The sequence below is a fragment of the Ancylothrix sp. D3o genome (genome assembly GCF_025370775.1).
Classification (GTDB): Bacteria; Cyanobacteriota; Cyanobacteriia; order Cyanobacteriales; family Oscillatoriaceae; genus Ancylothrix.
In genome coordinates this window covers 19,148-40,751 of the sequence record NZ_JAMXEX010000005.1, presented here as the reverse complement: position 1 = coordinate 40,751, position 21,604 = coordinate 19,148, and the positions used below count along the sequence as shown (strand labels likewise).

Sequence of the window (21,604 nt, the reverse complement as noted above, 5' to 3'; positions counted from 1 at the left end):
ATTACCAGTCACCCTCCCCCAAAAAACACCTAAATATCATAAAATATATAAAGAAGAATTTTCAAGAAAAAGGGTTATGCCGATAAAAAATTTCTTAACAGAGGAGCAGAGAAAGCAATTGCAAAAAGCGGTCAGAAAGAGCGACTGTCCCCGATTGCGAGAGCACGCTTTGATTTTGTTATTGCAAAATGATGGTAAAACCTATGAAGAGATCGCTGACTTCATTGGGTGTTCTTACCGCACGGTTGCTTATTGGTGCGTGCATGGCGATCCTGACGATCTCGACAGTCTAAGAGACAAGCGGGAACAAGGAAACTACCGCAAAGCCAATGAAGACTACATCCAAATTTTACTTGATGTCGTGAAAAAAGAACCAAAAAAGCTAAGCTATGATTTTGATGTTTGGACGAGTCAGCGGTTAGCGGCTCATTTAGCTAAAGAAACATCTATCGAAATCAGCGCTACACAAGTAACTCGCATTTTGAGAAAACATAAAGTGCGTTTACCTCTCAGCCGAGTTTAGCGTCTTTTACGCTTCAGTTTGATTGCAATTTAAGTGTGTGAGCGTTTGTGGCCGGTGCGGAAACTCTATCCACCGGCATCCCTCAAACCCTCACCAGCAAATATTTCTAGCTTTTTTTTCTAAAAAAACTACCCTTTCTGCACAGTTTCTCAACCTCCCTCCCCATCAATTTCTAAAAGCAGAAATGAAAATCACTGAAAATATCTAGGGACGCTTATAATTTTTAGCATCTGACCTTAGCCGCAATCCAAACCATAAATTTTATTAATTATTAATTAACAAGCTAAAGTTAATTAACCCCTCACTAAGCAACGCCATCGGCTAAAACCGGCTCCTCCAAAAACAAAATCCTATCCCCCCAAAACCCCCTATCACCCTAACCCCCATCACCGAATTTTATTCATGTAGACACTGCTTAACCGGCAGCTAAGCCCAACCAATCCCCAATCACCCGCACCAACTCATTCAACTCAGCCTCACTCAACTCTTGCCCAAAAGCCAAATTTTCCAGCCTCCCCGAAAACATCCCCACCCGTAAAATCACCGCCAACAAAGCCGGCCCATTTCCCTCAGAAAAAGGCCCAACAGACACCCCCAAAATTTCCCTCGTCTCCCCACCAAACCGCCGATAACTCCAAGCCCAAACCTCCTGAAACTCTATCACAAATTTTTCCGAATCAAAACAAACATAAGTCCGCTCAAAATAACTTCGAGAACGCCCCAACCAATTCCCCGCAGCAAAACAAACCCCAAAAAAAAGCAGACCCCCCAAAAATGGAATCAGCGAAAAAATAGCCGGAAAACCTATACCAACCAACACCAAACCCCCACCCACAAAACCAACCCGCACCAACCCCGGTGATCTTGCAAAAAGAGACGAATTTTTTAGATTATCTACTAACAACTTCAAGCCCCTTTTAAACCTATCCCAACCGCGAGTTAAAATTAACTTCACCGGCTCAAAAACCTCCACCTCCACCCGCGCCGGAATCGAAATTTCCAACTTCCCCTCCGCCACATTTAAAACAACCCGCGTCCCCACCGGCAACCCTTCATATCTCTCACTTTGCCCCCCTATACTTAACCGGCCCGCAATTGCATCCCGCGCCTGCACCGCCGACTTAAAACGCCGTTCCAGAGTCGGTTCCGTCATGCGTTCCAACCACCGCACGAAATATAAACTCACATCCCTGCCTACCCGCTCCTCAAACTGAATCCGTAATTCCCGCAAAGGCAAATCTGCCGGCGCAATCCCTGTTATTAAATGTATAATGGTCGCCCCCAAAGCATATAAATCAGAAGCCGTAGCCGCCTGTCCGCCATACTGCTCCACCGGCGCATAGCCATAAGTCCCCACCACCGTAAACGTAGAACCAGAAACCCGCATTTGATTTTGCACCGCCCCAAAATCCACCAAAAAAACCTTCCCATCCTCCCCTAAAATCAAATTACTCGGCTTAATATCCCGATGCAAAACCGCAGGAGTCAACCCATGTAAATAAATTAAAACATCCAAAACATCCCCCGCAATATTCCGCACCTCCTCCTCAGAAAAACTCCTTTTTTCTTCCAGCAATTTTTTCAGAGAAACCCCCGGAATATAATCTTGAACCAAAGCAAAACACACCGCCGGTTCATCCACCGAAAAATAATCTCGATATTTAGGAATCAGCGGATGACTTAACTGTTGCAAAACCTCAGCTTCTCGCTCAAACAACTTTAAATCATCCCAGAACATCCCCGCCCCAAAAAACAACAACTTCACCACAACTTTCTCACTCAATTTCAAATCCTCAGCCAGCCAAGTCTCGCGGCCAGAATTTTGAGAAAAACACTCCTTAAGCTGATAGCGATTTCCTAAAATAAAACCTAATTCAAACATACTTTGTAGAGTGGGCATAGCCCACCATTAAAAAGCCGGTGGGCGCAGCCCCCACTACAAACCAGCCATATAACTTAACAACCAATTCGCCATCGTTGCGCGGCGCGTTTGTCGCGGCCCAAACTCACCAACTTTATATCCCTTAAATCCTAACTTTTCCTTCAAAAGCTGCTTATTTTCCGGCGGAATAGAGCGCGTTAACTTAACAGTAGGAGGCCGATTTTCAATAAAATCTGGTGGTTCGGGATACTCGGAACGCCACTCCTCAGAAACACCCGAATTATCCCACTTAAGACAAGCCTGATCATAACGATAACCCAAATAATGCCACACCAGCCGGTTAACCGTCGCATCATCCAATTCTTCCTTGAGAATCGCCCAAATTGTATCAAAATTCAAAGCCGGTAAATCAGACATAACTGCATCTACTTAATTTTGGCAAAAAATCATTTTGAGGGACTTTTTTGATCGCATCCCTCACTTCTTCCAGCATACAACCTTTCATACCCCCCAAACAACAACAACCACACCACCACAACCACCCAATGTAAAACAACCGCCGGCCACACCGAACCACTACACCAGTAAACCACCGTACACCCCACCCCCAAAACCGCCGCCAAAAACAAAAATACCGGCTCAAAAAAAACCTCTTTTCCCATCGGAAAAAAACTAATCGCATTCAAAGGATGATAGACAATAAAACAAATTAAACCCAACACCATCCACCCCCATAAACTCACCCCAGAAAAATTTTCAGTTTTATGCGGTAAAAACAAAACCCGAAAAAACAATTCCTCAGAAAAAGCCGGTTGCAGCAAAGAACCCAAAATCACCCCCAACACCACAATCAGCGATTTTTCTACCTTAAAATTTAAAAAACCCCAGCGCCAACCCACCGGCACAGCAATCAACGTATAAACCCCTAAAATAGCAGCACAAACCAGCCAATCATCCATCCGGGGAACAGTATAAAAAGCCCCAGTCAAACGAGAAAAAATCACTTTGACAAAATACCCCAACATCATTGTATAATCCTCTTGTCCTTCAGTTCAGCGTCCGCAATTGCTCTTTTCGTACTTTCTCTAAATAACAAAAAACCATGAGCAATGAAAAAATCAGAACTCATCTAATTATATCTGGCAAAGTTCAAGGAGTCGGCTATCGTTATTACACAGCACAACAAGCCAAACAGCTAGGAATCACCGGCTGGGTAAAAAACCTCCCAGATGGTCGAGTCGAAGCAATTTTTGAAGGAAATAAACAAGCCATTACCGACATGATAAACTGGTGTCACCAAGGGCCACCAGCAGCCGAAGTAACCGAAGTGACTATCAACCATGAAAAACCCCAAGGATGCAACCAATTTGAAATAAATCGATGATTGATAATTGCTGATTGGACAACCAGTAATAGGTAATACTCGATCACAAATGACCATTAACAAATGAAAGTAATATTACTCGGAATAATTCAAGGATATAGATTATTTATCTCCCCATTATTTCCGCCGGTGTGCCGGTTTGAGCCAACCTGTTCTCAATATGCCCTCCAAGCCATCGACAGATTTGGCCCTTGGCGTGGTAGCAGAATGGCAGTAGCCAGAATATGCCGGTGTCATCCCCTGCATCCGGGGGGATACGATCCAGTCCCGCCGGCAGAAAAAAATAAACACACATGACAGCCAAGCGCACAAGCAAGCCGCGAAAAAAAGCAGGCTTATCCAACACATCGGCCCCAACTCATGCTATTTTTCAACGAGCGTCTTAAATAGCGAGGAGCCGCAAAGATCACGCAGGGGGGGGTGTAATGGTACATCTCAAGCACCCATCGGGGGGGCATACAGCACGCAGCAACGCAAACAAGGAGAAGCGCCGCATGAGATTCCACTGGCTACTACCCAGCATAATTTCCGTATTTTTAGTATCAACGAGCGCACAAGCGGCTCGATTACAATCATGGCGATTTGACAGCACCGAAAACCGACTTTATATAACCACCGACGACGGCGTACAACCTAAAGCGCAACTGCTATTCAACCCAACCCGCCTCGTAATCGACCTCCCCGGCACAACCTATGGAAAGCCGCAAATGACCCAACCCGTCGGCGGAGCCATCCGAGCCGTCAGAGCCGGCCAATTTGACGGAAACACCACCCGCCTAGTAATCGAACTCAACAGCGGCTACACCATCGACCCCCAACAAGTCATAGTTAGAGGTCAAACAGCTTCCGAATGGACAGTTCAAATCCCCGAAGCCCAACCAATAGCCGCCACCGCCCCCCAACCCCCACAAACCACCGCCGCCGGCCTCCAAACCACACTAAACAACGTCAGAGTCACAGGTGACGGACTATTTCTGGACACCAGAGGAACGACCCCAGAAGTCAACGTCCAGCAAAGTAGCGACCGCTCAACCGTCAACATCGACCTGCAAAACACAACCCTCACACCCCGACTGCAAGGCTATCAGCAAATCGTCAACCGAAACAACATCGGGAGCATCCAGATAGGTCAGATCCAAACCAGCCCGCCGGTGGCCCGCATCACCCTCAACGTCACCGACCCCAACAAAGACTGGAGAGCCACCGCAAACAACAACGGCAAAATCATCATCCTCCCCGAAGACACCACCACCACAACAGCCAGACAACCCCAAATTTCCGACATTTCCACCGGCGGCCAACTCACCACCATCCAATCCGTAGAAATGACCGGCAGCCAAATGGTCATCCGTACAGACGGCCCCTTCACCTACACAAGTGGATGGGACAGAGCCTCCGGCTACTTCCAAATCACCATCCCCGCCGCCCGCATCGGTGCCGGAGTCAGATCACCCCAAACCAACGCCCTGCGAGTCGCCCTCCAACAAGCCGACCCCAACACCGTAGTTATTTGGGTACAACCGGCAGCCGGAGTCCAACTCAGCGAGCTTAACCAACCCAGCAACCAAATGCTGGCCTTGCAACTGCAAGCAGCCCAAACCCCACCCCCCAACAACACACCCGAAGCCAACATCCCCCGCATCCCCAGCGGACGCCTGAGCGTAGTAGTAGACCCAGGACACGGCGGCGGCGATCCCGGTGCCGTCGGCATTGGCGGAATTCGAGAAACAGACATCGTACTAGACATCTCCTACCAAGTGGCCCAAATGCTCGAACAAAACGGCATCCAAGCCATCCTCACCCGCACCGACGACCGAGAAATCGAACTCCAACCCCGCGTCCAGCTTGCCGAGCGGATCAACGCCACCCTATTTGTCAGCATCCACGCCAACGCCATCAGCATGAGTCGTCCTGATGTCAACGGCATAGAGACGTTCTATTACTCTAGTGGCATTGGTCTAGCTCGCAGCATTCAAAGCAACCTCCTCGCCGCCACCGGCGCCAACAACCGAGGAGTCAAGCAAGCGAACTTTTATGTCTTACGCAAGACGACAATGCCAGCAGTTTTAGTAGAAGTTGGTTTTGTAACGGGTGCCCAAGATGCCGCACGCATGGCCGACCCAGCCTACCGCCGACTGCTAGCAGAAGGCATTACTCGCGGTATCCTCCAATACATCCAACAAAATCGTTATTAAGGGCTGGTTCCCTAAAATTGAATATCGTCGAAATCGATCTTCCTGAACCCAGCCCAACTCCGCCTCATTTGTCAAAAGTCGAACCACGCTGCTAAAACACAAGCAGACAAACGACAGAGACAAAGGATAAACAATCGGACGCTGATTGCAAAACAAATGACAAAAGAAAAACGAATTGGTATTTTTGATAGTGGTGTGGGTGGCTTAACTGTTTTGAGAGAGCTTTACCGGCAATTGCCAACAGAATCCATTCTTTATTTTGGAGACACGGCAAGGCTGCCTTACGGCACTCGTCAAAGCGCAGAAATCTTGCAGTTCGTCCGTGAAATTCTCACCTGGATGACCGAATCTGGCGTCAAAATGGTGATCATGGCCTGCAATACCAGTTCGGCCCTCGCCCTAGAAACCGTCCGCTCAGAATTTGACGTCCCTATCTTGGGTGTCATTCTCCCCGGTGCCCGCGCCGCAGTCCAGCAAGGACGACGCATCGGCGTCATTTCTACCCCCGCCACCGCCGCTTCTAATGCCTACCGGCGGGCCATTATGGAAATAGACCCCGATACCCGCGTCTGGCAAGTCGGCTGTCCCGAATTTGTGCCACTCATCGAACAAGGCAGAATTAATGACTCCTATACTTATGAAGTAGCGCGGGAATATCTTGCACCGCTCATCCAGCAGCAAATTGATACCCTCGTTTATGGCTGTACCCACTATCCTCATTTAGAGCCGGTGTTGCGCCAAATTCTCCCCAGTTCTGTGCGCTTGATCGATCCAGCAGTCCATGTTGTCGCTGCTGCTTCCCGTGAATTGGAACTTTTGGGCCTACGGGAAACCCGCCAACCTCTGCCCACTCGCTTCGGCGTCAGCGGTTGTCCGCAACAGTTCGCTCAACTTTCCCGACCCTGGTTAGGCTACACTCCTTCTGTAGAAAAAATCACTTTACCTACCTTGGTTTATGAGCCGGTTCGCAATGCTTCTGCGGAATAATTAACTTGCTCTTTAATAGAGCTAATCACCACCAGTTGCTCTTGGTTTCTTCGCCACCGGCTCCCCTGCTGGTGGCTTTTTTACCTACTTTTCCTCATTAAACTTTTAATCTTTAAATACCCCAAAAAATACAATATTATTTATGATAAATTGCATTAAAAAGCCCAGCCTCCCAAATCTCTCTCCTTGCCACCAAGCTCAGAAAAATAAGGGAAGACCGGCCCCTAAAAAATTTTTATGTTCCTTTACCCTGCTGAAAACAAGTGCTCTATCAAGTCGGTAAGCTTAGCTTAAATTCAACTATTCCTAGTAAGCCCTTAAAGCCTTACTAAAAACTTTCCTCTTCACTCTTTAACCAATCTTGATACTATTCTCCCCTCTCCCCTCTCCCATAAAAATTTAACTCTCAAAACACTTATTAACTTTTTACTCTGGTCGTGTTTTTCTGGGCAAATCCCAATAACACATAAATCGTTAGCAGATAACCCGTTGCCAGAAAAGGAATAATCAAAGGAATATCGTGGTAAGTCATAGGACGGCCATTCTTAGTGTGAGCGAGACGTTAACTTAAAAAATTCAGTTCATGCAAAAGCATCAGCATTTCCACATACACACGCAGAAAAGCTTTTTTCACAAAGCAAATTAGTGGGAATTATTATCCCCAGCAAATCTATATTTTTGGGCGGTATTCCACTCGCTCACAACACCCGCTCGCCCTCACCCCGACGCAGCCAGTCCCACAACCCTGAGTTTTTCTGCCAGCTAACCCGCTCAAGTCCGGTACGCGAGGCAAACCGAACCCTAACGATTAAACAGCCATTGACTTACAACGACTGCACCATCGCAAAGCCGTCTGCTTTTAGAAACACTCTCGTTGCTCGTTTTCAGAACCGGCTGGCTTGTCTTGAAGCAGCGGCCCACCTTTATTAACTTTCCTACCCAACTAAAAACCGTTGCTTTAGATAGCAGCAGTTTTTCTTCGGCTCGGCGTTAAGAACAGGCAGGCCCACAATTTTACCGCCAGTGTAGGGGCGAACGTGGAGCAGATTTTACCGGCTCGCAGCTTTCAAATATCTGTAGTATCTGTAACTGTTTTACCGGAAATATATGGAATTGTTGAAATTCTTACTTGTAGGATAACACAGAGCGGTAGTTTTTACAGCCTTTCTGAGCAAATCATTTACAAATCTACATAATTATAGAGATCCGGCTCAAAGAGCTTCCCCATCGGCTAAACCGGCATCCGGCCCACCCCAAGATTGCTCAGGCGCAGGGCAATCAACCCAAAACAATCGTATTTTAAATTTCACTAATTTAATGCAGCTTTTCGTCAGAAAAAACCATTTGAAGGCAAAGAACTTAAAGGATAAAATCGCACAAATCAAAAAAGAAAACCAAAAAAGCCCAGCCCGCCATTTCAGACACTTTGGAGAAAATCTGTGCTACAGATTACAAATCACCAACTTTCAGCGAGCAAACAGGTTGCCGCCAAAACCCTAAAGAGCAAAAATTGAAACCGCCAGAGTAAGAGCCGGCATTTACACCAACAAAACTTTCAGGACAGAGGAAACATATCTTAAAAAGATGATAAGATATGTAAAATTTCGTAAATAACGCCTGAGTCAGCCAATCCATGACCTCAACCACATCTCTTTTTTCCCCGGTTGAAGCAGACCTGCGGGTGTTGACAGACAACCTCAAAACACTCGTAAGCGCCCGTCACCCCATTTTGTTTGCTGCGGCGGAACATCTGTTTGGCGCTGTGGGAAAACGAGTGAGGCCGGCAATCGTCTTATTAATCTCCAGAGCAACCATGCTACCAGAAGAGATTACCCCACGACACCGGCGACTTGCAGAAATTACGGAAATGATCCACACTGCCAGCTTAGTGCATGACGACGTGGTAGACGAATCAGAACTCAGGCGAGGCATTCCCACCGTACACAGCAGTTTCGGAAACCGTATCGCCGTTTTAGCCGGAGATTTCCTCTTCGCCCAATCTTCGTGGTATTTGGCCAACCTGGATAACCTGCAAGTCGTCAAACTACTTTCAGAAGTTATCAAAGACTTTGCCGAAGGAGAAATTCAACAAGGACTCAATCGATTTGACACCAGCCTAACCATTGAAGCCTACCTAGAAAAAAGCTATTACAAAACAGCATCATTAATCGCCAATAGCTCAAAAGCCGCAGCGATTCTCAGCGAAGTAGCCGATGATTTGACAGAAGACCTTTATCAATATGGACGTCATATTGGCCTAGCCTTCCAAATCGTCGATGATATCTTGGATTTTACCGCCTCCACAGAAGGATTAGGCAAACCGGCCTGCTCGGATCTCAAAAGCGGCAATTTGACAGCGCCGGTGCTATATGCTTTAGAAGAAAAACCCTATTTAGAAGTGCTAATTGACAGGGAATTTTCCCAAGACGGAGACATCGAACAAGCCCTAGCTTTTATATCAGAAAGTAAAGGCATTGATCGTTCCCGTGAATTAGCCACCCACCACGCCCAACAAGCCGTACAGCATTTATTGAAGTTACCAGCTTCGGAATGCCGGCAAGCGTTGATTGATTTAGCCGAGTATGTAGTAAGCCGGCTTTATTAACAAAACAAACAGCAATAAACACCCATAGACAAAAACCCGGTCTCCTTCACGAAACCGGGTTTTTAACAAATTGCAAAAACTCAAGCAATATCAGGGGGGATGTTAATATTGCCCGCAGATTTTGACTTTAATTTTTGCAACTCTCCCTGAATTAAATATTGAACTTGAGAACGCAAAACCTCCGTCCCCGTTGACTTATTGCCCGGAATTTCAAAAAAAAGAATACTCTCGACAGGCTCAAGAGTAAGCATTTGAAATAAAATGTGAACCACCGGCACCGCCGATGCCATTAACTGCGGATTTTTGGCCGCAAACTCCCCAGACAAAGCATCTTGACTGCTAGGAAAAGCATAAATCACCTGCTTTTCACGATCTGGAAAGGCGCGGTTGCTTAAAGTCGTCAGCACCCACTCACCTTGAAGAGATTGCACGATATAATATTGGGCGTGGCGTAGCTGACCGGCCAGAATTTTGAGAGCCGGTGCAATCGTCGCCACGATCTGAGGAGTGGTGCCATCTTGGGGCGCATTATCAATCAGGACTTGAATTTGTTTATCTAAATTCATCAGCATTTAGCGTGAGCTACGTCGAACGCTTTTGAAGCGAGGCTATAACCTTAGCATAAGAAAAGCAGGATTTTTTGACCAGAGCAAAAAGGCATTTAATCGAGTCAGACGGGGCCGATGCAAAGGCAAAAGCAATCAGAGTGCATTGACAGTTACTAAACAAAAATATTTATTCAGGGCACAGAAAAGAAAAATTTACCCCTCAAGAGTAAATTTATTGCTGTTTTTTGGGTGGCAAGAGTGAAAAGAGAAGTTTAGGTGAAAACTCGCACCCTGACCGCAAACCAGCCGCAGCCAACCCAATGCCAGCAACAATAAACAGAATTTGGAACCTATGGGTTTCAAAATTCAGAACTCACAAACTGTTGCCGGTCATCTATCAACCGCTGCGAGGGCCGACATCAGCCTCAAAATCCGACAAGACGGCCTTTTTTTTGGTGCGTAGTAGGATTTTGCACAGCAAAAAACCATACAAGGGGAGACCTACAAGAGAGCGTGGAAGCAATATTTGAGCTACTATACACAGAACTCAAGCAGGCGACTCGCGCCTCTGACAGCAATTGCCGAGAAGTTGCCGGTCGCATTGCCGAAGAAGTGACGCGCATTTGCCAGCAAAGCCAGCGTATTCAAGCATCCGGCGAGGTAGAATCGTGGGCAATCGCCCTCGCCAGACATCGGCTTCAACAATGTCTTAATTACTACAGCCTGGGGTCACGGCAAGGACGGGTCGAACTGCACAGCACCCTCAGCGCCATTGTTTACCGTTATATCACCCCCTTGATCGCCGGATCGAGTTATCAAGCACGACTGAGTTTGATAGAAGACTTTTTGCAAGGCTTTTATGAAGAAGCTTTAAAAGCATTTCGCAGAGAAGCGCACCTGAGTTTAAAATATAGACCGCAAAGCCTGCTTGAGTTAGCTGAGTATATGGCTTTTGCTGAACGCTATGGCAAACGGCGGATTCCCTTGCGGGGGGGCCGGTCGCAACAATTGATTATCCTCAGAGCGCAATCATTTTCTCAACAGCAACCGCCTGAAACTTCCGTAGATATGGAACAGGCCGCTGAAGGGGCCGGTGTCGAGTCTGATCAAACTTGGAATGATACTTCTGTTCAGCAGGTACGCTCTCAAATGGTTTCCAGCGAACCCGAACCAATGGTAGAAGACCTGCGATGTGAAGTGATCACCGAATTGATGGTTTATCTCGAAGAAAACAAACAAACTGATTGTGCCGATTACTTTGCCTTGCGCTTGAAAGATTTAACCACCGGCGAAATTGAATCAATTTTAGGATTAACCCCCCGCCAGAGAGATTATTTACAACAGCGCTTCAAATATCATTTAATTCGATTTGCCCTGCGTCACCGTTGGGAACTTGTTCACCAGTGGTTAGAAGCTGACTTAGAAAAAAATCTTGGTTTATTGCCCCAACAGTGGCAAGAATGGCTTGCTAAAATGGGGCCAGAAAATAAAGAATTGTTAAAGTTAAAACAACAGGGACTAGCAGATGCAGCCATCGCCCAAAAGTTAGGCTGTACAGTCAACTGGGTACAAAAAAGGTGGTTTAAACTACTTGAGCAAGCTTGGGAACTTCGCAATCGTTTAGTGTCCGGAGAGGGTACATCTACTGATGAATAGTGACTCAGAAGCGCTACAAAGTCTATTCGCTCGGCTTTTACACGAAAAAGCTACCGATGCCTCATCCCAGTCTAATCTATCGGCTGGGGCCCAAATGGCTATTGAGGCTGAAGCGGAGGACGATTTTCTCGACGCTGAGATCGACCCGTTAGATTCGGAAGAAATAAGTTTTTCTGTTTCTAATGATTCGGCTTGCGACTTTGCAGAGGCTTCACCAACGGTAGCCCCTCCTGCCTCACAGGAGGACAAACCTTTTAGTCTGGGAGAAATACCTGTCGTGCAAGACCGTTTTAAGGCGTTACTAAAGCGCCGCATGGAAGCTGAAATCCAATTAAAACCGCCGCTTTTTCCTTGGGAAAGCGAGGTTGTTGAATATCCAGATGGTGGATTTGAGACAATTGTTCCTGATTGCTCTTTTTGGGCAAATCAACTCGGTACTCTCAATCTGCCGGCGGTTCCTGAAACCGTTTTATTACAAATTTTTGAGCGCTGTTTGAATTTGGTTAACTCGTCGGTGCGAGAAGGAGTTAGGTTAATTCGCGCTGTTGAGACTGTGTTTCCGGGTCAATCGGGAGCCCTTAATGAGGTCGCTTCTTTGGTGTTGCTGGGGGCTGCTCGCGGGGGATCAAATTTACCCTCAACTTATGAACAAGCTACTGCAAGCCAACAGATGCAGCTTTCTTTATTGGCGGCGCGGGAAATTATGGGCCATTTGACGCTGGTGGTTTCACCGGCTCAATCAGTTGTACAGCGCACATGGGAAACTGCGGTTGGCATTGTTCTGGTGCAAGCTTTTTATGAACCGGCGCTTCAGTTTCCTAAACTGCGGGTGCAGTGTCAGCTTCCTGCCGGTGGTTCGTTGCAAATGTGTTGCGGAAAAGTCTCTGCTCAAACTCACCGGCCTGATGCTGGTTGTCTCTCTGTGGAGATTTTTGATCCTCAACCCGACACAACCTATGCTTTAGAAGTTTGTTTAGATATGCTTGAGGCTCAACCGCTATCGCTGGCAGTTTGTCCGGTGTCCTCAACTTAGGTGCTTGCTCTACGGGTGGAATTTAAAAAACTCCAGATCAATACAGATGATATTGACAGTATGGCTACTTTTAATATCTTGTCAGTCTGATTTGTCTGGTGATGGGTGGCACAACTTTTAAGCGGATTTTAGATTAAAGATGGCAAGGTAATTTTGAAAGCCGGTCTTCGTGCCGCTGCTTCAAAATTCATGCTCTAATTTCTAAAATCAACGCACCAAACATCTACCATGTCAAATTCCTTTGGAAGTCGCCGGCTGCTTTCGCTTCCCCTGATTGGGGATTTGTGGCGGCGGCTTGAATCGGTACCCCCGCCAGTGCCAGAAGAGTCTATCTGGCTGCGGGTGTTGGTACAGGCACTTGTGATTGTGGGAATTATTGCTACTGATATTGCGGCGGAAACTCAAATTAGCTTTTGGGCCGTGCCTTTGAGTATTGTCGGAGCTTTTTGGAGTTATCGTCAGCGTCGCCGCGCTAATGTGCCGGTTAAATTTTTACTGGCCATTGGAATGCTGCTGGCTTTAGGATTTTTCTTTCAGGGATTGTTTGCGTCGGTTGTTGATGCAACTAATGATACACGCTCTGTGCTGGCTGGGTTGTTAATTCAAGTGCAAGTCCTTCACAGTTTTGATTTGCCCCGCCGTAAAGATTTGGGCTATTCAATGGTGATCGGACTAATTTTAATTGGGGTGGCCGGCACCTTATCTCAAACCTTAGCCTTTGGGCCGGTTTTATTGTTGTTTTTGGCAATTGCTTTACCAGCTTTAGTTTTAGATTACCGCTCACGTTTGGGTCTTTCTGTCTCTAAACCTCAACAACAAAAAATCAAAAAAAGCGCCCAAGAAAATCGCCAAATTTTCAAGTTTTACTTGTTACTTTTTAGCTTTATTCTCGGTTTAGGTCTAGCGGTTTTTGCGGTTCTTCCTCGCTTTCCTGGGTATCAATTACGGTCTTTTCCTGTTAGCGCTCCGATTGAATTTCAAGGACAATTTGATAGTAGCCGGATTTTTAACCCGCGTTTGGGTCGTGGTGGTGGTGAGGGTTCTGGTGGGGCCGGTGCTGGAACTCAACAAGAAGAAGGGCCGGGTCAGCTTGATGATACTTTTTATTATGGCTTTAATAGCCAAATGAATATGAACCTGCGGGGTGTAATGAAACCCAAGGAAGTAATGCGGGTTCGTTCTCAGTCTCCTGGTTTTTGGCGGGTTTTGGCGTTTGATCGCTACACCGGCCAAGGCTGGAAAATTTCGCGCAATGAACAGGCGAAAAAACTCACTCGTCCGCCTTGGTCTTATCAATTTTATGTGCCTTCGCCGATAACTGCAAACCGGACAAAAGAGGTAATTCAAACTTATACGGCTATTTCGGATATGCCGAATTTGATTCCGGCGTTGGCAGAACCAAAACAGCTTTTTTTCCCAACTCCAGAGGTGGCGTTTGATACTGAGGGGGGTTTACGTTCGCCGGTGCCCTTAGCAGAAGGAATTACCTATACTGTCATTTCTGATGTTCCTTATCGCAATCGTTCGGCACTACGAAATGCACCGCCTATTTCTGCAAAAAATACCAACGGTTACAAAATCTTTCAAAAACTTTACTTGCAGGTTCCTCCAAAGATTGCGGGTAAGGTTAAAAATCTGACTGAAGATTTGTTAGCTACATCACCGACTCCCATTACTTCTTCCTATGAAAAGGCTTTGTATTTGGCGCAAGCTTTAAAACAGCGCTATCAATTAAAGCCTGGGATGCCGTTTTTAGAAAAAAATGAAGATTTGGCTGAGGCTTTTCTTTTTAAGTATCAAGGCGGTTATCCCGATCATTTTTCAACAGTGTTAGCGGTGATGTTGCGCTCGATTGGCATACCGGCTCGCTTGGTGGTGGGTTATGCCTCTGGAGAATTTAATCCGTTTACAGGGTTTTATATTGTCCGCAATACCGATGCTTATGCGATGACTGAGGTTTATTTCCCTAAGTATGGTTGGTTTGCTTTTGATCCCATTCCGGGGCATGATGTGATCCCTAGTTCAATTGAAGAAAATCAAACTTTTGGGGTTTTACAACAGTTTTGGAGTTGGGTTGCCGGTTGGTTACCATCTCCTGTTACCGGTTTTTTAAATCGGGTGTTTGGGGCAATTTTTACCAATTTTCTGCTTTTGTTTGCCTGGTTATGGAATTTATTTTCCCAGGGTTGGTTGGGTTTGTTTGCCCTGATTTTGATGGCGATAGGTTTAGGTTTTGCCGGTTGGTTGAGTTGGAAAGGTTGGCGAGCTTGGCGTTACCGTCGATGGTTGGCTAAGTTAGCGCCGGTGGAAAGTATTTATCAGCAAATGTTGGCGGCTTTGGCTGAGCGAGGGTTCCGCAAACATCCTGCTCAAACTCCTTTAGAATTTGCGCGGGATTCTCAAATTTCTTATCAGTCTTGGCGGGAAATTGTTAATGACATTACAGATGCTTATGTACGCTGGCGTTATGGCGGTGTTGTGGCTAATATTCCTTCTCTTTCCCAGCGGTTACAGTCTTTGAAAAAGCATTTAAGTCGTCGAGTTTCTCGCTGATTCGTGATTTTTGAATAAAAAAAAGCCCCAGCTTTAAAACTGCGGCTTTTTTTTTTAACCATTATTAAGCGGACAAGTTACCGATAATTTACCAGACGAATCTGTCAAGGTAACTTCATCTTTATAATGTCGAGGTGTTTGCATCAGCAACCGCCAAGCTTCACCGGCATCAACTAAGTTCATCCGGTTGGGATAGTGAATTTCTAACAATTCTTGAACCAGGGGATAATAATCAGAGTTTATGCTGGGGAAAATATGATGCTCTGTGTGGTAAGAAAAATGTAAATGCAGCAAGTCAAAGATTTTTGGAACCCGCAGAGAAACACTATTAATGAGGGGGTCATTAATACTTGTCATCCGACAAGTCATGTGATTGGTATAGATGTAAAACATTGCGCCGGCATGACCAATTGCTATGGGCAAAAAGTAGCCAAGGGCAAGTTTTAGAGGATGAAAGCCTAGATAGAAGAGAATGCTCAAATGAAGCGCAAAAATTCCCAGACATTCAAAAGCGATGGTTAACCGATCTTTTTGACTGACTTTAAAGGCTGCCGGCACATAATCAACGGACTCATTATTAAAAAACAGCACAGAAGAGACATTGCGTAAATTATGCACTCCCCAAGATGCTGTCATTCCCAAGATCAACCACAGAAAATTAACTTCTACCGAGGGAACAAAGAGATTTTGAATCCATTTTCCCCAGGTATGAGGCTGCTCATAAAGGTAATTGCGATCTGGATCTTTGAGGGAATTTGTGTGGTTATGATGGACGAGGTTGTGGACATATTTCCACTGAGTCGGAGGCATCCATAACATCGTTAGTCCCAGGAAGCTAATGCAATAGCTAAACCATGATTTTTTAATGACACTTCCGTGCATGAGATCGTGGGAACTAAACAACAAAACGATGACGCTATTGCCCATAATTAAGGCCAGAGGTAAATAGAGCCATAAAAGATAGATGGGCCACTGATCTAAATGAGCAGCAATTCCCCATCCCAGCAATAAAATCCCGATATTTATTAATAGGATAAGTAATTTGTTGGAGTTGGGAGCAAAGGCATCGTCTGGCAAAAGGGGACGCAATTTTTTAGCGTAAACTGATTGGGGAATGAGCCTTTGTTGGTCAAGGGGATTAATGGTTTTTTCGGCGAGCATTTTTTGGCCACCACCATCGCAAGGTGAGGCAATAACTTGACGTTTTTGAGTATAGCTTGTTTTGGGGCTGTTAAAATGGTGGCTGACCAAAAATTAGGCGCAAAAAAAACGTTAAGCGAAGCGGTATCAGGAATACGAATTTGGCGAAAACTGTCTGTTTTTCTTTGGTGGCTGGATATTGTGAGCAGACTGGTATTTTCTTTTAATTGTTGGCTTTGCTCTTTGGGTAAAGTTGAAGGCAATATTCGGCTTTTAAAAGATAAAATGCCTAACCTCGGTTAGGGTTTTGTTGAGAATAAACCCCAGGGTAAAAAGATATTTTTTGAGGTTTTTAGTCTTCAAAAAGAGTTAATTCTTGGGGGTGGCATTGTTTAATTTGAACGGTGATTCCTTGGGCTTCTTCTTGTTCAAGGTCTTCGATGTATCCGTCTTTGGATAAAAGGGCTTCTTTGGCGCTGATAAAGGGGCCAAAATAGTAGGTACAGGCGGGTTCTGTGGTGATAATTTCTACCCACCAAGCTAACTCAAATTTTTCTAAGTGAGCGGTAAAAATGTCTTCTATTGTTGTGGCTAGTTTCATTGTTTGTCCCTCAAGTCTAACGGCGTAGTTGTGTGGAAGATCCGCTGCTTAAAACCTGTGGTTTTTGCTCAAAGTGTTGCTATTGGATCGTTGTACTTTGAGTGTGGCATTTTTTGTCATGGTTGGTTGGATGAGTTGGGGGAGGTTCACCGACTTTTCTGTGGGTTGCTTTAACGTCCAGGCCGGTTTTCCTGCTCCACTCATTAAAAATTTCTACCCGCATTGGCTCGTTTTGATTTCGAGAACAGTCAGAGGGCTGTTTTGACGCGATTTATTTAGGCACAGTAAGATTATCACAGAAACCCTTGACCAGAGGGAGAAGCCGGCACGAAACGCATGGATGGTTCGCCGGAGGCGTTATAAGTGTTGTTGACGCTCTTTGAGGGTTTTGTGTTGGCAGAAGGAAGCGCCATGTCGCTATCGCGGGAGGTTTCACGAAGGGAATTTTTTTTAGAATTTCGAGGCGCTTTCATTTTAGCTTTTAGCTGATAGCGGACGGTTCGATAAACTACATAGTAATCAACATCTACCCCACAATTAGCTTTTAACCATAATTGAATTTCTCCATAGGTTTTAAAGGCTTCGGGTTCTTGGACTTTTTGCTTAAGCTGTTCTAAGGCTTCTGGGGGAATGGTTAACGGTCTACCGGCGGGGATGTATAACTTGAGAAAGCCGGTTAATCCTTCTGTTTTATACTTTTGAAACCATCGGTATATTGTTGAAGTATCTCTCACCAGTAATTTAGAAAGAGCTTCCAAGGTAGTAACTTGGCCTGACTTCAGTAAGTACAGGGCGTGGAGTCTTTCTTTTTTTTGGGTATTGGTTTCTTTTTTGAGGAGATTTCTCAACTCTTCGGCAGTTTCTTGGATGTCTAATTTAATATGATTCGCCATTTGAGCATTTCAAAGGAGGAGAATTCATCTAGCTTAACTCATGCAAATTTATCACAAATTTGGCTTTTAGTGACCGGCCTCGTGGTCTTTTTCGCCCAGGAGGGATAGCCGGTGGAATCATCGACCCATTGATAGAATTATGATTAAATCAAGGTGTTAGCCACTTCTACTATACCTTTTAGGTCGAAATATTTTAAATCGCTGAATTGGAATTGACACAAAAAGACAAAGACAATGAAAAAAATCGGCTCAGGATTAGCGCCCAATTCCAACGACCGAGGTATCTGTTCGTTAAATGTGATTGTGCGCTCAAAAGGATTTCCCATTCTTTGCTTACACGGCCATCCGGGTTGTGGTGAGAGTATGTCTGTGTTTACAGACCATTTATCCGAGCGCTTCCAAACTTTAGCACCAGATTTGCGGGGGTATGGTAAAAGTCTTACCCAAAATGATTTTGATATGACTGATCATCTTTTAGATTTAGAAGCACTGCTGGAAAAGCTAAAAATAAAGCAGTGCTTGGTGCTGGGATGGTCGTTAGGAGGAATCATCGGCTTAGAATTAGCACTCAAGCGACCAGAATTAGTCAGTGGCTTAATTTTAGTAGCTTCAGCGGCCAAGCCCAGAAACAGCCATCCGCCGGTAAGCTGGCAAGACTTGGCCTACACCGCTATTGCTTCGCTCATCAACCGAGCGATTCCTAGCTGGCAATGGAATATAGACAACTTTGCCAAGCGATCCCTTTACCGTTATTTGGTGGCTCAACACACGCCCAGCGCCTATAAATACTTAGCGGATAATGGCATGACAGCTTACCTGCAAACCTCCAAACCGGCGACAAGAGCGCTCAATAAAGCCTTAAGGCAAGGCTATAACCGTAACGAAGCGCTGGCTTTGATTGAATGTCCGTGCTTGGTACTAGCAGGAGATTCCGACCGGCACATCACCGCCGAATCTAGTTTAGAGACGGCCCAAAATCTGCGAGATTGCGAATATCTTTGCTATCCCAACACGGCGCATCTGTTTCCTTGGGAAATACCCGACCAGGTATTAGCAGATATTGACCGATGGATAGAATCGCACCCACAAGTAGTAGGCCGGCCCAATTGTCTAGGCGCTGGCGGAAATGGAGAATGAAAACAGCTTAAGCATTTGGCTGGTTGCTGACAAAAAAACTCGCCTTCCTAGTACAAGGGCGGCTGTTTTTTTGAGCAGCGGCTGGCATCATACTTTCGCTCAAGGCTGACCGCTAAAAACCGGCACGCGGCGAGCCTCACGAATCTCCCCCAAGTCTTCATAGACGGTGAGGGTGGTAGGTTTGCAGCGCTTAATACTGACTTGGATGCCTTGAGCGGATTCTTGTTGCAGGTCTTCAACATAGCCGGCTGCTTCGGCATTTGCTTCTTTGGCGGTAATAAAGGGGCCAAAGTAGTAGGTGCAGCGGGGGCTTTCGGTGCTTATTTCCACCCAAAAAGCCAATCCGAAAAAGGAGAGCAAGCTAGTCAAGAATTCTTTCATTGTCATTTGCCTGTTTACCGTTCGCGTAGGGTCGCTTGTGGCGACTGGTTGGTGGGGTGATACGCAAATGTTCGCGTAATTTACATTTCGTTATACTCGGTTGTTTTTCTTTTTTCAATTGTTTGATTGTTTGACATCTACATATCGCGTCTGGGCCCAGCGGTGGCGGTAAATTTCATAAAGAGCCATGCCGGTTGCGACAGAGACGTTAAGACTGGGAGTATCGCCCTGTAAAGGAATTGAAACTAATTCGTCACAGAGGCGCTGTATCAAAAGGCTCAAACCCTCGCCCTCGGAACCCACAACTAAGACAGTGGGGTTATGGACTTTGAGAGTGTGCAGTGGTTGGCTGGCGTTGGAGGCTGTGCCGTAGACCCAAAAGCCTGCTGCTTTCAATTCTTCCAAGGCTCTGGCCAAATTGACAACCCTTGCGACTGGAAATTTTTCTAAAGCGCCGGCGGCGACTTTCATTACAGTTGAGGTAATGCCAACGGCGCGACGTTGGGGGATCACCAAACCTTGTACACCCATTGCCTCGGCGGTGCGAATAATGGCACCCAGGTTGTGGGGATCTGTAATGCTATCGGCGACTATAATTACGGCTTGATCACCGGCTGCCTTAGCAACTTGGAGCATTTCGGATAGTTCGCAATACTTATAGGGTGCTGTTTGAGCAGCTACGCCTTGATGGTTTGCTCGGCCTGTAATTTGGTCAAGGCGGCGAAAATCTACTTCATCGACGACGGTGCCGTTTTGTTTTGCTTCTACAATGGCGGTATAAAAGCGGGGATCGTGACGCAGTTGAGATGTGATCCAGATGCGGTGCAGGTCTCGGTTGCTGTTGAGGGCTGCTTGGACTGAATGACGCCCGTAGATCAGATCGGTTTCTTCATCGGAGGGGCTGATTTCTACTTCGGGACGGCTTGAGTATTTGGGTGAGAACGTTTTTTCCCGTTGAGGTGGGCGATCTTGGGAGTAACTGTTTTCCCGCTGGGGTGAGCGATCTTTTGAGTAACTGTTTTCCCGTTGGGGTGGGCGATCTTTTGAGTAACTGTTTTCCCGTTGGGGTGGGCGATCTTTTGAGTAACTTTTTTCCCGTTGGGGTGGGCGATCTTGGGAGTAACTGTTTTCCCGTTGGGGTGGGCGCTCTTTTGAGTAACTTTTTTCTCGCTCTACTTTGCGGGGGCCATCTTTGGAGAAGCTTTTGTCTGGTTTGGAGAAGCTATCTTTTTTGGGTGCGCTACTGCGTTTAAATTTCAGGCCAGACGGTTTACCAGAACTGGGTTTACCCCGAAAAGATTTCTTTTGTGGTTTCTCGGTCATTGTGATGATTTCCTGAATTATCAAGTTTTGTCAGTTATTATTGACTTTTGCCGCTGTTTTTGTTTAGGCAGACCGGCAGTTTTTTATGATCTTCTGGCAAGAATTCCAAGCGGCTTGAAGCAGAAAGACTTATGAGTTGGGGTTGAAAGCGAGTTGCAAATAACCAAATAATTCAGTTAAGCGTTTGGGATCGCTGAGATAGAGATATCCAACTAAGGTTTCTAAACTGGTAGCTTGCTGGTAAATGGCCGGTGGAAGACGTTTCGGGCCGGTTTTAGTAGCGTTGCGTCCGCGTTTGAGGATCTCTAATTCCGCCTGGGTGAGGTGGGGTTCGAGCAAGCGCAGGTGTTGAGCTTGGGTTTCGGCGCGTACTTGGGTGACGACTTCTTGGTGATAAGTATTTAATCGCTTGGGAGGCATCAAATAAAAGCTACGAATGTACAGTTCGTAAACGGCATCACCGAGATACGCTAGGGCGGCGGGTGAGAGTTGTTTAATTTGCGAGGCTGATAAACAAGGCGAAAACAACGGACTCAACGCTGTGGTTACTACACTTTCGTCGGCGGGGTTTTCATCAAGCGTAGATAGGATCATCCGGGCTAAGGGGGGCGACTGGGAATTGGGTGGGGGTGGGGAGGCGGGAATGGTTGATATAGTTTGCCTGCCGTTGGGCGTTGTCAAGTCTGACGGTGGTTGTTTGCCACAAATGACAATTGACAATTGACGATGGTCAATTGACACTGGGACAAGAATTTTTTGTTTC

At 46.1% G+C, this 21,604-nt stretch carries 20 protein-coding genes; 10 read left to right on the top strand and 10 right to left on the bottom strand.

Features of this window, described 5'->3' with window-relative positions; genetic code table 11:
• Positions 1-76: 76 nt before the first annotated feature.
• On the top strand, positions 77-523 hold the full coding sequence (locus NG798_RS11430; protein WP_261222666.1) for a helix-turn-helix domain-containing protein: 447 nt from the start codon (positions 77-79) through the stop codon (positions 521-523).
• Positions 524-938: 415 nt separating this feature from the next.
• Here NG798_RS11430 and NG798_RS11425 read toward each other — a convergent pair whose 3' ends face one another.
• From NG798_RS11425 to NG798_RS11415, 3 genes are read right to left on the bottom strand one after another with little or no spacing between them, the layout of a single operon-like run.
• The gene (locus NG798_RS11425) at positions 939-2,423 is read right to left on the bottom strand and encodes a serine/threonine-protein kinase (protein ID WP_261222665.1); all 1,485 of its coding nucleotides are present in this window, start codon (positions 2,421-2,423) and stop codon (positions 939-941) included.
• A 36-nt stretch (positions 2,424-2,459) separates the two neighbouring features.
• Positions 2,460-2,822 (bottom strand): DUF1823 family protein, encoded by a 363-nt coding sequence (locus tag NG798_RS11420; RefSeq protein ID WP_261222664.1) that lies wholly within the window; start codon positions 2,820-2,822, stop codon positions 2,460-2,462.
• A 29-nt stretch (positions 2,823-2,851) separates the two neighbouring features.
• Complete coding sequence (locus NG798_RS11415; protein WP_261222663.1) at positions 2,852-3,433, bottom strand: type II CAAX prenyl endopeptidase Rce1 family protein; 582 nt, start codon at positions 3,431-3,433, stop codon at positions 2,852-2,854.
• 74 nt (positions 3,434-3,507) lie between these two features.
• Between NG798_RS11415 and NG798_RS11410 the strand changes: the two genes are divergently transcribed.
• The 5 genes from NG798_RS11410 (at position 3,508) to sds (ending at position 9,576) form a co-directional block, all read left to right on the top strand.
• Positions 3,508-3,789 carry an acylphosphatase gene (locus tag NG798_RS11410; protein ID WP_261222662.1) on the top strand — a complete coding sequence of 94 codons (282 nt, stop codon included), beginning with the start codon at positions 3,508-3,510 and terminating at the stop codon, positions 3,787-3,789.
• 63 nt (positions 3,790-3,852) lie between these two features.
• Complete coding sequence (yidD, locus tag NG798_RS11405) at positions 3,853-4,086, top strand: membrane protein insertion efficiency factor YidD (protein ID WP_261222661.1); 234 nt, start codon at positions 3,853-3,855, stop codon at positions 4,084-4,086.
• A 128-nt stretch (positions 4,087-4,214) separates the two neighbouring features.
• The gene (locus NG798_RS11400; protein ID WP_317619587.1) at positions 4,215-5,984 is read left to right on the top strand and encodes an N-acetylmuramoyl-L-alanine amidase; all 1,770 of its coding nucleotides are present in this window, start codon (positions 4,215-4,217) and stop codon (positions 5,982-5,984) included.
• A gap of 156 nt (positions 5,985-6,140) precedes the next feature.
• On the top strand, positions 6,141-6,971 hold the full coding sequence (gene murI, locus NG798_RS11395; protein WP_261222660.1) for a glutamate racemase: 831 nt from the start codon (positions 6,141-6,143) through the stop codon (positions 6,969-6,971).
• Positions 6,972-8,604: 1,633 nt separating this feature from the next.
• Positions 8,605-9,576: a solanesyl diphosphate synthase gene (sds, locus tag NG798_RS11390; RefSeq protein WP_261222659.1), complete on the top strand. Its 972-nt coding sequence runs from the start codon at positions 8,605-8,607 to the stop codon at positions 9,574-9,576.
• 80 nt (positions 9,577-9,656) lie between these two features.
• Here the strand turns inward: sds and NG798_RS11385 are convergent, their stop codons facing one another.
• On the bottom strand, positions 9,657-10,142 hold the full coding sequence (locus NG798_RS11385; RefSeq protein WP_261222658.1) for a hypothetical protein: 486 nt from the start codon (positions 10,140-10,142) through the stop codon (positions 9,657-9,659).
• 495 nt (positions 10,143-10,637) lie between these two features.
• On the opposite strand from NG798_RS11385, the gene hetZ reads away from it, so the two are divergent.
• From hetZ to NG798_RS11370, 3 genes are all read left to right on the top strand, one after another.
• Complete coding sequence (hetZ, locus tag NG798_RS11380) at positions 10,638-11,780, top strand: heterocyst differentiation protein HetZ (protein WP_261222657.1); 1,143 nt, start codon at positions 10,638-10,640, stop codon at positions 11,778-11,780.
• A complete protein-coding gene (locus NG798_RS11375) occupies positions 11,773-12,813 on the top strand; it encodes a hypothetical protein (RefSeq protein ID WP_261222656.1) in 1,041 nt (346 codons plus the stop codon). The genes hetZ and NG798_RS11375 overlap by 8 nt, the downstream gene beginning before the upstream one ends.
• Before the next feature lie 228 nt (positions 12,814-13,041).
• On the top strand, positions 13,042-15,366 hold the full coding sequence (locus NG798_RS11370) for a DUF3488 and DUF4129 domain-containing transglutaminase family protein (RefSeq protein WP_261222655.1): 2,325 nt from the start codon (positions 13,042-13,044) through the stop codon (positions 15,364-15,366).
• A gap of 54 nt (positions 15,367-15,420) precedes the next feature.
• Here NG798_RS11370 and NG798_RS11365 read toward each other — a convergent pair whose 3' ends face one another.
• The 3 genes from NG798_RS11365 to NG798_RS11355 form a co-directional block, all read right to left on the bottom strand.
• Positions 15,421-16,617 (bottom strand): fatty acid desaturase, encoded by a 1,197-nt coding sequence (locus tag NG798_RS11365; RefSeq protein ID WP_317619586.1) that lies wholly within the window; start codon positions 16,615-16,617, stop codon positions 15,421-15,423.
• A gap of 241 nt (positions 16,618-16,858) precedes the next feature.
• Positions 16,859-17,107, bottom strand: coding sequence for a DUF1816 domain-containing protein (locus NG798_RS11360; RefSeq protein ID WP_261222654.1), 249 nt, complete (start codon positions 17,105-17,107; stop codon positions 16,859-16,861).
• 293 nt (positions 17,108-17,400) lie between these two features.
• The gene (locus tag NG798_RS11355) at positions 17,401-18,000 is read right to left on the bottom strand and encodes a helix-turn-helix domain-containing protein (RefSeq protein WP_261222653.1); all 600 of its coding nucleotides are present in this window, start codon (positions 17,998-18,000) and stop codon (positions 17,401-17,403) included.
• A 234-nt stretch (positions 18,001-18,234) separates the two neighbouring features.
• On the opposite strand from NG798_RS11355, the gene NG798_RS11350 reads away from it, so the two are divergent.
• Positions 18,235-19,137 (top strand): alpha/beta fold hydrolase, encoded by a 903-nt coding sequence (locus NG798_RS11350; RefSeq protein ID WP_261222652.1) that lies wholly within the window; start codon positions 18,235-18,237, stop codon positions 19,135-19,137.
• Positions 19,138-19,236: 99 nt separating this feature from the next.
• On the opposite strand, the gene NG798_RS11345 is transcribed toward NG798_RS11350, so the two are convergent.
• The 3 genes from NG798_RS11345 to NG798_RS11335 form a co-directional block, all read right to left on the bottom strand.
• Positions 19,237-19,524 (bottom strand): DUF1816 domain-containing protein, encoded by a 288-nt coding sequence (locus tag NG798_RS11345; protein ID WP_375338958.1) that lies wholly within the window; start codon positions 19,522-19,524, stop codon positions 19,237-19,239.
• A gap of 108 nt (positions 19,525-19,632) precedes the next feature.
• The gene (gene rlmB / locus NG798_RS11340) at positions 19,633-20,841 is read right to left on the bottom strand and encodes a 23S rRNA (guanosine(2251)-2'-O)-methyltransferase RlmB (RefSeq protein ID WP_261222651.1); all 1,209 of its coding nucleotides are present in this window, start codon (positions 20,839-20,841) and stop codon (positions 19,633-19,635) included.
• Positions 20,842-20,970: 129 nt separating this feature from the next.
• On the bottom strand, positions 20,971-21,582 hold the full coding sequence (locus NG798_RS11335) for a Mini-ribonuclease 3 (protein ID WP_375338957.1): 612 nt from the start codon (positions 21,580-21,582) through the stop codon (positions 20,971-20,973).
• Between the last annotated feature and the right edge of the window lie 22 nt (positions 21,583-21,604).